Below are 15876 nucleotides of genomic sequence, written 5' to 3'. Positions count from 1 at the left end.
CTCCCCCGCGCCTTTCGAGGAACCGCCATGCTGCTGCACATTCCGCAGGTCCTGTCTTCCGACGATGTCGCCCAGCTGCGGCGGCGCCTGGATGCGGCCGACTGGGCCGATGGCCGCGAAACGGTGGGCGTGCAGGGCGCGCGGGTAAAGCACAACCAGCAGTTGCCCGATGCATCGCCGTTGAAGGCCGAACTGGGCAGCATCGTGCTGGCCGCCCTGCAGCGCCACCCGCTGTTCTTCGCTGCGGCCCTGCCGCTGAAGATCCTGCCGCCACGCTTCAACCGCTACACCGGCGGCGGCACCTACGGCTTCCACGTGGACGGCGCGGTGATGAACCTGGCCAACGGCGAACAGCTGCGCTCGGACATTTCCTGCACCCTGTTCCTGTCCGCCCCCGAAGAGTACGACGGCGGCGAACTGGTGATCAGCGATACCTACGGCGAACACGAAGTGAAGCTGCCCGCCGGTGACCTGATCGTCTACCCGTCCAGCAGCCTGCACCAGGTCACCCCGGTCACCCGCGGCGCGCGCGTGGCCTCGTTCTTCTGGGTGCAGAGCATGATCCGCGACGATGCCCAGCGCCGCCTGCTGTGGGAAATGGATACTTCCATCGAGCGCCTGCGGCAGACCAGCGCCGACCCCGGTGCCGTGCTGCAGTTGACCGGCGTCTACCACAACCTGTTGCGGCGCTGGAGCGAGGTCTGAGCGATGTACCCGGCGCGCGAGGCCGCCTGACAATCATTCTCATTTGCAACTGCTAACCGCTCTCATTACAATCACGCCCCGTTGACGCCGGCGGTTCCGGCCGTTCCCAGGGTTGCCCATCTTGCTTGGCCCGCTTCGCCCTCGCCCGCTTCGCCACGTGCAGCTTGGTACCGCCATGCGCGGCCGCCGGCCTGCACTGGCCAGCCTGTTGGCGTGGATCGCGATGCTGGCGTTGCTGCTGGGCACCCTGCCGCTGTTGCCGGTTGCCCACGCGGGCCTGGCCCAGGCGCAGCAGCAGCCGCTGGAAGAGCGTGGCGGTGAGCGCGGCGCGCACGAAGAGGCCCCGGCCAAGCTGCGCCGTTGCGCTGCAACCCCGCAGAAGACTACCGACACGTCGCCGCCCCTGCTGCTGGCGCGGCAGTGGCTGCACAGCGAACTGCAGTTGATCCCCACCGCGCCGGCGCATGCCGTCGCGCAGACGGACTGGCCACTGGCCGCTCCGGACACGCCCTGGGCCGACGCGCCCGGGCGTCGCCAGCAACGCGGCCAGGCGCCGCCGCTGGCCTGATCCCCGGCCCTGGCTGACCGCATCGGCGGTACAGCCGGCGCGCCGCTGCGTGTTCGTTCCCTGCCGCCCCTGACCGGGCATTCCTGCCGCCACCGCGCCTGCCGCGCGGTTCCGCGCGCGCTCGCATCCTTCGAGGTTCCTGCCATGGCCCAGTGCCATCGTGTTCGTTCGTCCCTGTCCCGCCACCTGCTGACCAGCGCCGTGCTGGCTGCCTTCGCCGCCCCTGCCTACGCCAACGGTGCCGCCGCCGGCGCACCGCAGACCCTGGATACCGTGGTGGTCACCGCCTCGGGCTTCGAACAGAAGATCACCGACGCCCCGGCCAGCATTTCCGTCATCACGCAGGAAGAGCTGACCACCCGCCCCTACATGACCCTGCTGGACGCGGTGCGCGACCTGGAAGGCGTGGACGTGGGCGAAACCCGCGACAAGACCGGCCAGGGCACCATTTCCATGCGTGGCATGGGCTCGGATTACACGCTGATCCTGGTCAATGGCCGCCGCCAGAACAACCACGGCGACATCTACCCGAACAACTTCGGCGGCAACCAGTTCAACCACATCCCGCCGCTGGATGCGATCGAGCGCATCGAAGTGATCCGTGGCCCGGCCTCCACCCTGTACGGCGCCGATGCGATGGGCGGCGTCATCAACATCATCACCAAGCGCTCGCTGGACCGCTGGAGCGGCTCGGCCACGCTGGGCGGCACCTTTGAGACCGACGACCAGTTCGGCGACGACCGCACCGCCGATGTCTACGTGACCGGCCCCCTGGTGCCCAACGTGCTGAACCTGTCGGCGCGTGCCAGCTGGTACGACCGCGATGCCTCCAACCCGGTATACAGCCCGGTGCTCGACCCCAGCGGCGTGGCCCATGACCGCTCGCTGGGCTTCGGTGGCGGCGGCAAGACCGTGGACAATACCAACAAGGCCGGCGGCATCAGCCTGGACTGGAACATCAGCGATGCCCAGCGCCTGACCCTGGATTACGACACCTCGCGCCAGGAGTACGACAACGCGATCAAGATCAACGATGCCGGCGAAGAGGAATACCCGGTCGGCACCGTGGACAGCATCAGCAGCATCTGGCGCAGCAGCAATTTCTGCCGCGGTGCCAGCGGCGCCAATGCCAACGCCTGCCGCAACAACGGCGGCACCTGGTCGCGCCGCGCCGATCCGCGCGTGGGCTACAGTCCCAGCCAGGAATTCACCCGCGATGCCTGGGCGATCACCCATGAAGGCCGCTGGGGCTTTGGCAACAGCCTGGTTTCGCTTTCGCACGTGGCCACCAACAACAACGGGCGCACCATGCCCTTCACCGTGGCCGAGCGCGTGCAGCTGCTGCAGATGATCGATGCCACCGGCCCGTATGCCGGGCTGCCGCTGGCCGAACGCCGCGCGCTGGCCGAATCGACCTTCCTGCCGCGCCCGGCGCGCACTCTGGAAAGCGAGCAGTACACCCTGGATGCCAAGCTGGACATCCCGTTCCAGGCGGCAGGCCAGCACATCGCCGTGGTCGGCGCGCAGGTGATCCGCGGTGAACTGACCGACGGTGTGTTCGGTACCGAACGTGGTACGCCGGGCCTGAGCCAGGACCACAACATGTACTCGCTGTTCGCCGAGGACACCTGGACCGTGCTGGCCCCGCTGGCGATCACCTACGGCCTGCGCTACGACGACCATGAAGTGTTCGGCGACCAGCTCAGCCCGCGCCTGTACGGCGTGTACACCGTCAACGAGGCCTGGACGGTGAAGGGTGGCATCAGCACCGGCTTCAAGACACCCAAGACCACCCAGCTGTACGACGGCGTGATCGGTTTCGGTGGCCAGGGCACCTCGCCAATGTTCGGCAACCCCGACCTGAAGCCGGAAACCAGCACCAGCACCGAACTTGCCGTGTACTGGCAGCACCCGGCCGGGCACAGCTTCAACGCCACCGCCTTCCACAACCGCTTCGACGACAAGATCGCCTCGCAGCCCTGTGGTGCGGCGCTGACCCTGTCGTGCAGCTCCACCGGTGAATATGCCGACCTGGGCTATGCCAGCAGCACCCGCACGGTGAACATCGACGAGGTGGTGATCCAGGGTGCCGAAGTGGCCGGGCGCTGGAACATCAGCGATCAGTTCAGCCTGCGCGCCAACTACACCTTCACCGACAGCGAGCAGAAGAGCGGCGCCGAAAAGGGCCGGCCGCTGGGCAACAGCGCCCGGCACATGGCCAACGCCACCTTCGACTGGCGCGCCAGCGACCGCTTCAACGTGTTCCTGACCGCCGAAGCGCGCTCCAAGCGCTATGGCGGCATCAGCACCGTGACCGGCCAGGAACGCTACTACAAGGATTACACCGTGCTGCACCTGGGCGCTTCGTTCGAGGCCACCGAGTGGCTGACGGTGAACGCCCGCATCAACAACCTGCTGGACCGCGACTTCACCACCTACCAGACCTTCTTCACCGATCTGGACGGCGACGGCATCTACACCGATGACACCAACGAAGTGCTGTTCGAGGACGACTACAACAACAAGGACAAGGCCCGCAGCGTCTGGGTCAGCCTGAACTTCCGCTTCTGAGTGGTGGCACCCGCCGCCCTGCGGTGGTGGGTGCCCACCGCCCTGCCGTGGTGGGCGCCCACCTTGGTTGGCACCGCTCCATCCACGCATGGCGTGGATCTACCCGCGCGGGATACACAACGACACCTAATTGCGAGCCATTCTCATTAATGCTGTAATGGGTGGTCTTCACCTGCCCCGAAAAACACCGTGAGCCGTCCTGCCTCGTCCACCGTGCAGCAGCAACAGAGCCGTGGCTTCTGGCTGCGTACCCTGCACCAGTGGCACTGGATCAGCTCGGCGGTGTGCCTGATCGGCATGCTGCTGTTCGCGGCCACCGGCCTGACCCTGAACCATGCGGCGAAGATCGAAGCCAAACCGCAGGTGCAGAACCAGCAGCTGGAACTACCGCAGGCACTGCTGGCCCAGCTGGGCACGCGCGAAGACGGCAACGCGCCGATCCCGCGCCCGGCGCGACAGTGGCTGGACCAGCAGCTGGGCATCGCCATCGGCGGCCGCCCGGCCGAATGGTCGCCCGAAGAAATCTATCTATCGCTGCCACGCCCCGGCGGCGATGCCTGGCTCAGCATCGACCGCGAAACCGGCGCCGTGGAATACGAATCCACCTCGCGCGGCGTGGTGTCCTACCTCAACGACCTGCACAAGGGCCGCAACGCCGGCCCGGCCTGGGGCTGGTTCCTGGACCTGTTCGCGGTGGCCTGCCTGGTGTTCTGCATCACCGGCCTGTTCCTGCTGCACCTGCATGCGCGGCAGCGGCGCATGACCTGGCCGCTGGTCGGCCTGGGCCTGATGATCCCGCTGCTGATCGCCCTGCTGCTGATCCACTGACTTCCAACCGTTCCCTTCGGAGCCGCCCCATGCGCGTCACCCTCACCATCGCCCTCAGCGGCCTGCTGGCCACCAGCCCCGCCTACGCCACCACGCTGGACATCAACGTTGAAGTGCCCAAGCTCAACGTGGCCGAATACCACCGCCCGTACGTGGCCGTGTGGCTGGAAGGGGCCGACCAGAAGGTCGCCGCCAACCTGTCGGTCTGGTACCAGCAGACCAGCAACAGCGAAGGTCACGGCACCAAGTGGCTGCCCGACCTGCGCCAGTGGTGGCGCAAGAGCGGCCGCACCCTGCAGGTTCCCGTGGACGGCGTGACCGGCCCCACCCGCCCGGCCGGCAAGCACGCGCTGTCGTTCAGCGACAAGCAGCCGGCGCTGAAGCAGCTGGCCCCCGGCAACTACACCCTGGTGGTGGAAGCGGTGCGCGAAGTCGGCGGCCGCGAACTGCTGAAGATCCCCTTCACCTGGCCGGCCACCGCCGCCCAGAACGGCAAGGCGCAGGGCGCCACCGAACTGGGCCTGGTCACCCTGGCCGTGAAGCCCTGATTGTCTGCCACGGGGTCGGATCCCTTCCGCAGGAAGGGCTCTGACCCTACCGCCCCGCCCCGGGGTCAGAGCCCTTTCCGCTGGAAAGGGATCCGCCCCCTTCCAACTGGAGTCTTCCGCATGAAGCGCACGCTCGTCCTAGCCGCCGCCCTGGCCGCTGCTCTTCCGTTCTCCGCCCTGGCCCACAAGGCCTGGCTGCTGCCCTCGCAGACCGTGATCGCCGGCAACGCGCCGTGGATCACCGTCGATGGCGCCGTGTCCAACGACCTGTTCTATTTCAACCACGTGCCGCTTCGCCTGGAATCGCTGGTGATCACCGCGCCGGACGGCAGCACCGTGCAGCCGCAGAACGCGGCCACCGGCAAGTACCGCAGCGTGTTCGACATCGAACTGAAGCAGCAGGGCACCTACCGCATCGCCTCGGTGAACGATGGCCTGTTCGCCACCTACGAACTGAACGGCGAGCGCAAGCGCTGGCGCGGTACTGCCGCCACCTTCGGCGAACTGCCCAAGGAGGCGAAGAAGCTGGAAGTAAGCCAATCGGTGGGCCGGGTGGAAACCTTCGTCACCAACGGCGCGCCGAACGACACCGCGCTGAAGCCGACCAACCGCGGCATCGAACTGGTCGCCGTCGGCCACCCCAATGACCTGTTCGCCGGAGAGCAATCGACCTTCCGCGTACTGGTCGATGGCAAACCGGCCGCCGGCCTGGACTTCGAGATCGTGCGCGGCGCCACCCGTTACCGCAATGCGCAGGACGAACTGAAGGTGACCAGCGACGCCAAGGGCGAGATCAAGGTGACCTGGCCGGAAGCCGGCATGTACTGGCTGGAAACCGGCACCGAGGACAACAAGACCTCGGTGAAGCAGGCCGCCAAGCGCCGCCTGAGCTACGTCGCTACGCTGGAAGTCCTGCCGCAGTAATCCATACGCGACGGTGCCGGGATGCTTCCGGCACCGCCGCCTGCACCGCCTGACATGACCGATACCTCGCTCGACATCGCCCGCCTGGGTGGCACCACCATGGGCACCACCTGGAGCGTTTCGCTGGTGGCGCCGCGCCAGCGCGACCTGCATCCGTTGCATGCAGGCATCCAGGCGCGCCTGGACGCGGTGGTCGCGCAGATGAGCACGTGGGAACCCGGTTCCGACCTGAGCCGCTACAACCGCGCGCCGGCGGGCCAGTACTGCGTGCTGCCAGCTGAAACCCGCCATGTGCTGGCGTGTGCGCAGGCCATCGCCGCCGCCAGCGAGGGCGCCTTTGATCCCACGGTGGGCCCGCTGGTGGCGCTGTGGGGCTTCGGCGCGCACGCGGGGCCACGTTCGCTGCCCGATACCGACGTGCTGCAGGCCACGCGCGAACGCTGTGGCTGGCAGCGCCTGCAGTGGCAGGGCGACGCGCTGCTGCCCCAATGACCTGTTCGCCGGAGAGCAATCGACCTTCCGCGTACTGGTCGATGGCAAACCGGCCGCCGGCCTGGACTTCGAGATCGTGCGCGGCGCCACCCGTTACCGCAATGCGCAGGACGAACTGAAGGTGACCAGCGACGCCAAGGGCGAGATCAAGGTGACCTGGCCGGAAGCCGGCATGTACTGGCTGGAAACCGGCACCGAGGACAACAAGACCTCGGTGAAGCAGGCCGCCAAGCGCCGCCTGAGCTACGTCGCTACGCTGGAAGTCCTGCCGCAGTAATCCATACGCGACGGTGCCGGGATGCTTCCGGCACCGCCGCCTGCACCGCCTGACATGACCGATACCTCGCTCGACATCGCCCGCCTGGGTGGCACCACCATGGGCACCACCTGGAGCGTTTCGCTGGTGGCGCCGCGCCAGCGCGACCTGCATCCGTTGCATGCAGGCATCCAGGCGCGCCTGGACGCGGTGGTCGCGCAGATGAGCACGTGGGAACCCGGTTCCGACCTGAGCCGCTACAACCGCGCGCCGGCGGGCCAGTACTGCGTGCTGCCAGCTGAAACCCGCCATGTGCTGGCGTGTGCGCAGGCCATCGCCGCCGCCAGCGAGGGCGCCTTTGATCCCACGGTGGGCCCGCTGGTGGCGCTGTGGGGCTTCGGCGCGCACGCGGGGCCACGTTCGCTGCCCGATACCGACGTGCTGCAGGCCACGCGCGAACGCTGTGGCTGGCAGCGCCTGCAGTGGCAGGGCGACGCGCTGCTGCAACCGGGCGGGCTGGAATTGGACCTGTCGGCGATTGCCAAGGGCTTCGGTGTGGATCATGTCGCGGCGTGGCTGCGCAGCCAGCAGATCGATGCAGCGCTGATCGAAGTGGGCGGCGAGCTGGCCGGCTACGGCCGCAAACCGGATGGGCAGCCATGGCGTGTGCTGGTGGAATCGGCGCCGGAAGAAGATGCCGCCAGTGACCTTCCACCGCGCGTGCTCGCGCTGCACGGCAAGGCGGTGGCCACCTCGGGCGACCGCTGGCACCAGTACAGCGCCGACGGCCAGGCCTACAGCCACAGTCTGGACCCGCGCACCGGCATGCCGGTACGCCAGGTCGCCGCGGCCGTCACCGTGGTGGCCGACGACGCCATGCATGCCGATGCCTGGGCCACCGCGCTCACCGTGCTGGGCCAGGCCGCTGGCATGACGCTGGCCGAGCGCGAGGGGCTGGCCGTGCGTTATCTGCTGCGCAGTACCGGCGGCCCGCAGGAACAGCTAAGCAGCGCCTTCCAGCGCCTGCTGGACGAGCAGGCCGCATGAGCCGCCCTTCGCGCGCACTGCTGGGAAATCTGTTGGTGCTGGCGATGCTGGCCGTGGCCGCCATCGCCCTGCTGCGCCTGCACCTGGGGGAAACCTGGTGGCAGGGCGCCCCCACGCCGCGCCATTGGCATGCCGCGCTGATTGCCTTGGTGCTGTACGCACTGGCCTGCACCGCGGTGTGGTGGCGCGGCCGCCGCCGCGACGACCGCAGCGCCGATGGTGCCACGCCCTTGCTGCTGGTCTGGTCCAGCCAGACCGGCTTCGCCCGCGAGCTGGCCGAACGCAGCGCCGAGGCCCTGCGCGCGGCCGGGCTGCCGGTGCGCCTGCGCGGTCTGCATGAAGTGGATGGCACGCTGCTGGCCGCCAGCACCCGCGTGCTGTTCATTGCCAGCACCACCGGCGAAGGCGATGCGCCCGACCATGCCCTGCCCTTCCTGCGCGGCGCGATGAGCGCCTCGCCTGCATTGGGCCACCTGCACTACGGCGTGCTGGCACTGGGCGACCGCAGCTATGGGCACTTCTGCGCCTTCGGCCACCAGCTTGATACGTGGTTGCGCCAGCACGGTGCCCATCCGATGTTCGATGTGGTCGAGGTCGACAATGCCGACCCGGCCGCACTGCGCCACTGGCAGCAGTTGCTGGGGCAGATCGGCGGCGGTGCCAGCGAACTGCCCGACTGGAGCCCGGCCGAGTATCAGCCGTGGACGCTTCTGCAGCGCGAGCACCTCAATCCGGGCAGCCTGGGCGGGCCGGTGTACTGGTTGCGCCTGCAGCCCCCGGCGGGCAGCGATGCGCCATGGCAGGCCGGCGACATCGCCGAAGTCGGCCCGCAGCATGCCGCGCACAGCACGCGCGACTGGCTGCAATCGCACGGCTTCGATCCGGCCCTGGAGCTGGACGACGGACAGACCCTGCTCGACCGCGTCGCGCGTTCGCACCTGCCGAACCTGGTCGCACGCGGCGACCTTGCCGGCCTGCTGGCGGCACTGCAGCCGCTGCCGCATCGTGAGTATTCCATCGCATCGGTGATGGCCGACGGTGCGCTGGAACTGCTGCTGCGCCGCCAGCTGCGAGCCGACGGCACAGCGGGTATCGGCAGTGGCTGGCTGTGCGACCACGCCGGCATCGGCGAACCGGTGCAACTGCGCCTGCGCCGCAACGACAACTTCCATGGGGTGGCCGCCGACATGCCCCTGCTGCTGATCGGCAACGGCACCGGCATCGCCGGCCTGCGCGCGCACCTGCACGAACGCGCCCATGCCGGCGCGCAGCGCACCTGGCTGCTTTTCGGCGAACGCTCGGCCGCCCACGATTTCCACTTCGGCAAGGAACTGCAGGCGATGCTGGGCGACGGCACGCTGCAGCGGCTGGATGCGGTATTCAGCCGCGATGGCGGCGCGCACCGTTACGTGCAGGACCGGTTGCTGGCCGAAGCGGCAACGCTGCGGCAGTGGGTCGATGAAGGTGCCACGATCCTGGTCTGTGGCAGCCTGCAGGGCATGGCCCCGGCCGTGGATGCAGTGATCGAGCAGGTGCTGGGTCCCGAGGGCAAGGAAGCCCTGCTGCTGGCCGGCCGCTACCGCCGCGACGTGTATTGAGGGGTCGGATCCCTTTCCGCAGGAAAGGCCTCTGACCCCATCCACGAACCACCGCAACGGGGTCGGATCCCTTTCCGCAGAAAAGGGCTCTGACCCCATCCACGCATGGCCCGGCGCTACCCGGCGCTCGTTACCCGTATCGCCAACAACTCACCACCGCCCTGCAATGCGTGGCGCTGCCGCTCACCGGCGGCCAACCACGCGGTATCCCCGGCCTGCATCGGCGGCAGCCCACTGTCGGCGCCGAACCCGGCATGCCCGGCCAGCAGGTACAGCGCCCAGGCCACGCCCGGTTCGCAGAAGAAGAACATCGATCCCACCAGCGGCCGGTGCAGCAGCTCGGCCTGCAGCACATCGCGCTGCCACATCAGGTTGAAATCGTGGGTGGGGCCGTCCACCAGTTCCCCCTGCAACGTCTGCTCGCCTGCAAAGCGCACGCGCCCGTGCGGCGGCAGCACCTCGGCCACGTGGCCATCTTCGAAGCGCAATCGCACGCCGTTGCCGTGCAGCAGCACCAGTTCGCGCTCCACCCCGGGGAACTCCGAAAACGCGGCATCCTGCTCGATCTCGGCCACCGACAGGCGCAACGCCCAATCATCGCCGTGCGCCGGCAGGCGCAGGATCTCGCGGGTCCAGCCCAGACCATTGCGCCAGCGTTCGCGGCGGTAGTCCAGGCTGGAAATCACCTGGCTCGGGGTGTGCAGCAGGGAATCGGTGTCCATGCCCGCATTGTAGGTGCGTGTGTCAGCTCGCGCCGCCACAGCCACCGTCCAGCAGCTTGGAATGTTTCAGCCAGTCCGGATCGGGGTAGTAGGCAAAGACCAGGGCGCCACCGCGCAGCGAATCGATCAGCGGCCGCGAAACCGACAGCCGCACCGCCGGGCAGCCCAGGCTGCGGCCCAGTCGCCCCTGCAGCCGGGCCACGGTCGGGTTCACGTAGGGCGCACCGTGGATCACGATCGCGCGATCGCGTGCCAGGTCGTTGTAGCCCGGCTCCAGCCCATCCAGGCGCAGCGAATAGCCGTTGCCGCCCATGTAGGTCTCCTTCGCGGTGAAGGCACCGATGCTGGACATGAAGCTGCCATCGCGGTTGGAGAAATGTTCGGTGCGGTTGCCACCGCTGTTGCGTCCATGCGCCACCCATTCCTCGAACAGCAGGCGCTGGCGTGCCAGGTCGAACACCCACAGCCGCTGTTCAGTGGATGGCCGCGAGTAATCGATCACCGCCAGCCGTTCACCGCTGACGCCCAGCTCGGGGCGTTGCAGCGAACAACGCAACGCCGTGGCCGCCAGCTTCAGTACATGGCGGTCGGCATTGGGCGCGGTGCGTGCCAGCAGTGCGGTCAGGTCTTCGGTGCTGGCGGTGGCCGCCGCGGGCGATGCGGCGGCGGCAGAGGCCGCACCGGCCAGGATCGCCAGCAGGCCGCCAGCGGCCCGCCAGCACGTGCGTGAAACGTTCATGGGTGACGGCAATCTGCTCAGGACTTCTTCGACGTGGGCGCGGCCGGCTCCGATTCCAACACCGGCTGCATGCCCGATTCAGCCGCGCTTGGGCGTACCGCCGGCAGCGAGGTCACCAGCAGGGTCGTGCCGGGCACCAGCACCTGGTACAGCTGGTGGGCGAAATCGGCCGGCAGCGCCATCGGCAGCGAGGGCGTGGCCAGCAGGTCCGGCGTGGCCTGCGCGCTGTCCTGGCCCAGCAGCGGATACGCCGTCCATTGGTGCAACCGCTGCTGTGCATCCAGCGGGCTGGGCGTATCGCTGTAGCCCTGCCCCATCACGAACAGCGTGGTGCCCTGGAACGCCGGCAACGCGTCGGCACGCAGCGGCGATTCGCCGATCATCACCCCGTCGCGCAGCACATACAGCCGCTGGTCCTGCAGGCTGACCAGGATGCCGACCTGGCCGGCGGGCGCGGCGGCATCGTTCCACCACGCCGCGGCAGCGCTGCCTGCTTCACCGTCCGGCAGCGCCTGCCCCTTGGCATTCACCGGCGCCAGCACGGCCGGGTAGGCCAGCGTCATCGGCGCGCTCTTGGCATCGGCCACCACCACCGTGTCGCCGCGCTGGGTGGCACTGAACAGTTTCTGCGCGAAGGCCTGCGGCAGGCGCACGCAGCCGTGCGAGGCCGGGTGACCGGGCAGGCTGCCGCCGTGCAGGGCGATGCCGTCCCAGGTCAGCCGCTGCATGTAGGGCATGGGCGCGCTGTTGTAGAGGTTGGAGCGGTGGTCCTTGTCCTTCTGCAGGATGGTGAACACACCGGTGGGCGTTTCGTGCCCGGTCTTGCCCGAGCTGATCGTGCTCAGCCCGATCGCGATGCCGTTGCGGTACACATAGGCGCGCTGCTCATCCAGGCTGACCACCAGCACGATCGGGCCGGACGGCGAGATTTCCGGGTGCCACAGATACTCGCCGGGCTTCAGATCGGTCGGCCCGCGCACCTCGGCGCTGGCAGGGCCGGTGGCCGTTGCAGCGGCGGGCGTGGCCGCGCTGGCCGCACTGGTGGCGCAGGCCAGGGCAAGCGCCAACGGCAATGCAAGACGATGAAGGGACATCCGGTGGCTCCATTCCATGGGGAGCCCCCACGCTACACCATCGCCACGTCGTGGCTGTGCGCAGAAAAAGAAATTGCCCGGCGACACCACCATGTGTCGTACCGGGCAATCGTCACGTCCCTGTCGGCCTGCTGCCATTCCCCGCGTCCTGCGGTATGGGAATGGTGCGTCCTGCACGCGGCCGCGTCTGTCCTGTTTGTATCTCAGCCCCTTCCACAGGTCTGTGATGCCACCATCCTGGTGATTGGTGTCGCCTCCGTGCGACGGTCGGTGGTCACGGCCTTCCTGTCCGCGACCAGTGAACCAGCCTCCTGCCGGTTCCGACGATCCTGTTGTCATCGCCTGGGTACGGTTCGCACCGGTACCGATCCGGGTACCGGATCCGCGGGCAACAGCCTGTTGCCGACGGTGATCCGCTGTCGATTCCGTTCAACGATTCCTGTCCCTATCCCCTTCACCTGCGCCAGATCCTCTACGCGGTGAAACGGGCCGTGTGTGCGCCGGTGCTCGACGATTGCCGCAGCCTTCCTGGCCCCGACCATCGACAGTCCCTGCTGCAGCGCCTGGGCATCGGCCCGGTTGATGTCGATGGGCTCGGCGGCTTGCGCCCCCAGCATCCACATTCCCAGCACCAGCGCCCTTAACACGACACTCCAAGGCACGACGTGTATCTCCTTGTGGTTCTGGCCGTCCCGACCGGCAATCCCGTCGGCCGAAACAGTGTCCGTCACCACATGTGCACAGCCTATCGGTTTCACAGATTTCTAAAAGCCAGCCAACTACCCGACGTCGTGTAGGAAAAACCCTACCCCCACCACAGGCGTAGAATGCGCGGATCAGCCATGCAACCGGAGTTTCAGATGGACAGCGCCAAGCTCGGCCAATTCGTCAATGAAAAGTGGGACAGCGAAATCGTCCCGCAGTTGGTCGACTACATTCGCATTCCCAACAAGTCGCCGATGTTCGACGCCAATTGGGTGCAGAACGGCTACATGGAACAGGCGGTCACCCTGATGGAAAACTGGGCCAAGGCCCAGCAGCTGCCCGGCCTGAAGGTCGAAGTGGTCCGTCTGGAAGGCCGTACCCCGCTGATTTTCCTGGAAATTCCGGCCACAGGCGCGGAAACCGGCGACGACACCATCCTGCTCTACGGCCACCTGGACAAGCAGCCGGAAATGACCGGTTGGGACGACGACCTGGGCCCGTGGACTCCGGTGCTGCGCGGCGACAAGCTGTACGGCCGCGGTGGCGCCGATGACGGCTACGCCATCTTCGGCTCGCTGGCCGCCGTGCTGGCCCTGCAGGCCCAGGGCCTGCCGCACGCGCGTTGCGTGGTGCTGATCGAAGCCTGCGAAGAATCGGGCAGCTACGATCTGCCGGCCTACGTCGACCATCTGGCCGACCGCATCGGCAAGCCGTCGCTGGTGGTCTGCCTGGATTCGGGCTGCGCCAACTACGACCAGCTGTGGTGCACCACCTCGCTGCGCGGCCTGACCGGCGGCAACTTCACCGTGAAGGTGCTCAACGAAGGCGTGCATTCCGGCGATGCCTCCGGCGTGATCCCGTCCAGCTTCCGCCTGCTGCGCCAGATCCTGTCGCGCATCGAGGACCAGGACACCGGCCGCATCCTGATCGACGGCATGAACGTGGAGATCCCGGCCGAGCGCCAGGAACAGGCCAAGCGCGCCGCCGAAGTGGTCGATACCGAGATCTTCGAGAAGTTCCCGATGGTCGACGGCCTGCGGCCGATGAACGACGACCTGGCCGAACTGGTGCTCAACCGCACCTGGCGCCCGGCCCTGTCGGTCACCGGCATTGGCGGCATGCCGCCGCTGGAATCGGCCGGCAACGTGCTGCGCCCGCAGACCTCGGTGAAGCTGTCGCTGCGCCTGCCGCCCACCGCCGACGGCAAGACCTGCGGCGAACTGCTGAAGGAAGCGCTGCTGCGCGACCCGCCGAACGGCGCACAGGTCACCCTGGACCTGGAAAAGGCTTCGACCGGCTGGAACGCCCCGGCCATGGCGCCGTGGCTGACCCAGGCCATCGACGATGCCAGCCAGGCCTTCTTCGGCAAGCCGGCCATGTACATGGGCGAAGGCGGCTCGATCCCGTTCATGGGCATGCTGGGCGAGAAGTTCCCGGGCGCCCAGTTCATGATCACCGGCGTGCTCGGCCCGCACTCCAACGCCCACGGCCCGAACGAATTCCTGCACATTCCGATGGGCAAGAAGGTCACCGCCTGCGTGTCCAAGGTCATCAGCGAACACTACGCTGCCAGCCTGCGCGGCGAGACCAGCGGTTCGCCGGTGGCCGCCGACAGTGGCACCCGCCACGGCGACCACGGCTGCTGCTGATTCGGGCACACCGTGACGGACGCAGCCTGGCCTTGCTAGGCTGCGTCCACCCCCAGCGGAAACCACGCGCATGAATGGTCTTTTCGGCAGCAGCAGCTGGTTGTACATCCTGCTGGTCGGCTTCTTCGTCGGCCTGCTCGGGCGCTTCTTCATGCCCGGCAACAACCGCATGGGCTGCCTGCTGACCATCGTGCTGGGCATTGTCGGTGCGCTGGTGGCCGGGTGGTTCGGCCAGTACATGGGCTGGTACCGCCCCGGCGAACCGGCCGGCTTCCTCGGTGCCGTGGTCGGCGCGGTGGCCGTGCTGGCCCTGATGCGCCTGTTCAGCCCACGCCGCTGATCCCCCTTTTCTCTTTCCTGAGCGTGGCGCGCCTGGCGCGTCCGGAACCGCCTGCATGACCGAACCTGCTTCCGATCCCCAGCGCAGCGCGCAGCGCCTGCAGTGGGCCCGCACCCAGCTGGACGACGCCCACGCGGTGGTCGAACGTGCTTCGGTCGATGCAGGCCTGCGCAGCTACTGGCGCACCACCAGCACGCGCGGCAGCCACATCGTGATGGATGCCCCGCCCGGTCTGGAAGATCCGCAGCCCTGGCTGCGCATGCGCGGGCTGCTGCACGACCACGGCCTGCGCGTGCCTGGCCTGCTGGCCCAGGACCTGGACGCAGGCTTCCTGCTGCTGGAAGACCTGGGGGGGCCGACCCTGGCCAAGGTGCTGGACGAACGCAATGCCGATGCATGGTTCCAGCGCTCGATCGACCAGCTGCTGCGCCTGCAGGCCATTGCCGTACCCGAGGATTTCGGTAGCTTCGGTGAGGCCCTGCTGCAGCGCGATGCCGGCCTGTTCGAAGAATGGTTCCTGCAGCGCCACCTGGGCATCACCCTGGACTGCGGCGAAGCCGAAGCACTGCAGCTGGTGCAGCGCCGGCTGATGGACAACGCGCTGGGCCAGGCGCAGCTGATGACTCATCGCGACTACATGCCGCGCAACCTGATGCCGGTGGACGACGGCCCGGCCATTCTCGACTTCCAGGATCTGGTACGTGGCCCGATCGCCTACGACGCGGTCAGTCTGTTCAAGGATGCCTTCCTGAGCTGGCCGCTGCCGCGCGTGGACGGCTGGCTGGCGCTGTACCACCAGCGCGCGCAGGCGGTCGGCCTGCCGGTGCCCGACCGCGCCACCTTCCTGCGCGACGCCGACTGGATGGGCGTGCAGCGCCACCTGAAGTGCCTGGGCATCTTCAGCCGCTTGCGCTACCGCGACAACAAGGGCCACTACCTGGACGACGTGCCGCGCTTCATCGGCTATCTGGACGAAGTGCTGCCGCGCTACCGCGAGCTGGCGCCGCTGCAGCAGCTGCTGGATGCCCGGATCAAGCCGGCACTGGCCGAACACGCCGCGCCGCTGCGCGTGGCCCGCTGAAGGCGCTGC

The 15876-nt window shown here is 68.0% G+C and carries 15 protein-coding genes and 2 pseudogenes; 13 read left to right on the top strand and 4 right to left on the bottom strand.

Annotated features, from left to right (window positions below; genetic code table 11):
- Positions 1–27: 27 nt before the first annotated feature.
- The 10 genes and pseudogenes from C1922_RS05465 to C1922_RS05420 all read left to right on the top strand — a co-directional run bounded on the left by C1922_RS05465 (position 28) and on the right by C1922_RS05420 (position 9537).
- Positions 28–705, top strand: a complete 678-nt coding sequence (locus C1922_RS05465) for a Fe2+-dependent dioxygenase (RefSeq protein ID WP_108748833.1) — start codon at positions 28–30, stop codon at positions 703–705.
- A 175-nt stretch (positions 706–880) separates the two neighbouring features.
- On the top strand, positions 881–1273 hold the full coding sequence (locus C1922_RS05460) for a hypothetical protein (protein ID WP_108751490.1): 393 nt from the start codon (positions 881–883) through the stop codon (positions 1271–1273).
- A gap of 144 nt (positions 1274–1417) precedes the next feature.
- Positions 1418–3844, top strand: a complete 2427-nt coding sequence (locus C1922_RS05455) for a TonB-dependent receptor (RefSeq protein ID WP_108748832.1) — start codon at positions 1418–1420, stop codon at positions 3842–3844.
- Between the two features lie 189 nt (positions 3845–4033).
- Positions 4034–4672: a PepSY-associated TM helix domain-containing protein gene (locus C1922_RS05450; protein WP_108748831.1), complete on the top strand. Its 639-nt coding sequence runs from the start codon at positions 4034–4036 to the stop codon at positions 4670–4672.
- Between the two features lie 29 nt (positions 4673–4701).
- Positions 4702–5220, top strand: a complete 519-nt coding sequence (locus tag C1922_RS05445; RefSeq protein ID WP_108748830.1) for a DUF2271 domain-containing protein — start codon at positions 4702–4704, stop codon at positions 5218–5220.
- Positions 5221–5340: 120 nt separating this feature from the next.
- A complete protein-coding gene (locus C1922_RS05440) occupies positions 5341–6144 on the top strand; it encodes a DUF4198 domain-containing protein (RefSeq protein ID WP_108748829.1) in 804 nt (267 codons plus the stop codon).
- A gap of 54 nt (positions 6145–6198) precedes the next feature.
- A pseudogene (locus C1922_RS05435) lies at positions 6199–6627 on the top strand (FAD:protein FMN transferase); the annotation flags it as partial.
- Position 6628: 1 nt separating this feature from the next.
- Positions 6629–6913, top strand: a pseudogene (locus tag C1922_RS05430) (DUF4198 domain-containing protein); the annotation flags it as partial.
- Between the two features lie 54 nt (positions 6914–6967).
- Positions 6968–7939, top strand: coding sequence for an FAD:protein FMN transferase (locus C1922_RS05425; RefSeq protein ID WP_108748828.1), 972 nt, complete (start codon positions 6968–6970; stop codon positions 7937–7939).
- The gene (locus tag C1922_RS05420) at positions 7936–9537 is read left to right on the top strand and encodes a sulfite reductase subunit alpha (RefSeq protein WP_108748827.1); all 1602 of its coding nucleotides are present in this window, start codon (positions 7936–7938) and stop codon (positions 9535–9537) included. The genes C1922_RS05425 and C1922_RS05420 overlap by 4 nt, the downstream gene beginning before the upstream one ends.
- A 116-nt stretch (positions 9538–9653) precedes the next feature.
- Here the strand turns inward: C1922_RS05420 and C1922_RS05415 are convergent, their stop codons facing one another.
- The 4 genes from C1922_RS05415 to C1922_RS05400 form a co-directional block, all read right to left on the bottom strand.
- Complete coding sequence (locus C1922_RS05415) at positions 9654–10259, bottom strand: HutD family protein (protein ID WP_108751489.1); 606 nt, start codon at positions 10257–10259, stop codon at positions 9654–9656.
- Positions 10260–10281: 22 nt separating this feature from the next.
- Complete coding sequence (locus C1922_RS05410) at positions 10282–10998, bottom strand: murein L,D-transpeptidase catalytic domain family protein (protein WP_108748826.1); 717 nt, start codon at positions 10996–10998, stop codon at positions 10282–10284.
- Positions 10999–11015: 17 nt separating this feature from the next.
- Complete coding sequence (locus C1922_RS05405) at positions 11016–12092, bottom strand: L,D-transpeptidase (RefSeq protein ID WP_108748825.1); 1077 nt, start codon at positions 12090–12092, stop codon at positions 11016–11018.
- 335 nt (positions 12093–12427) lie between these two features.
- Positions 12428–12823: a helix-hairpin-helix domain-containing protein gene (locus C1922_RS05400; RefSeq protein WP_234412307.1), complete on the bottom strand. Its 396-nt coding sequence runs from the start codon at positions 12821–12823 to the stop codon at positions 12428–12430.
- Between the two features lie 129 nt (positions 12824–12952).
- Here C1922_RS05400 and C1922_RS05395 point away from each other — a divergent pair, with 129 nt between their 5' ends.
- From C1922_RS05395 to C1922_RS05385, 3 genes are all read left to right on the top strand, one after another.
- Complete coding sequence (locus tag C1922_RS05395) at positions 12953–14446, top strand: M20 family metallopeptidase (RefSeq protein ID WP_108748823.1); 1494 nt, start codon at positions 12953–12955, stop codon at positions 14444–14446.
- Positions 14447–14516: 70 nt separating this feature from the next.
- Entirely contained in the window at positions 14517–14786 is a 270-nt protein-coding gene (locus tag C1922_RS05390; protein WP_108748822.1) for a GlsB/YeaQ/YmgE family stress response membrane protein, read from the top strand.
- A gap of 55 nt (positions 14787–14841) precedes the next feature.
- Positions 14842–15867 carry a phosphotransferase gene (locus C1922_RS05385; protein ID WP_108748821.1) on the top strand — a complete coding sequence of 342 codons (1026 nt, stop codon included), beginning with the start codon at positions 14842–14844 and terminating at the stop codon, positions 15865–15867.
- Positions 15868–15876: the final 9 nt, after the last annotated feature.

The sequence above is a fragment of the Stenotrophomonas sp. ZAC14D2_NAIMI4_7 genome, assembly GCF_003086675.1.
Taxonomy (GTDB): Bacteria; Pseudomonadota; Gammaproteobacteria; order Xanthomonadales; family Xanthomonadaceae; genus Stenotrophomonas.
Note: the sequence above shows the minus strand (reverse complement) of the source record. Positions and strands in the feature narration are given on the sequence as shown.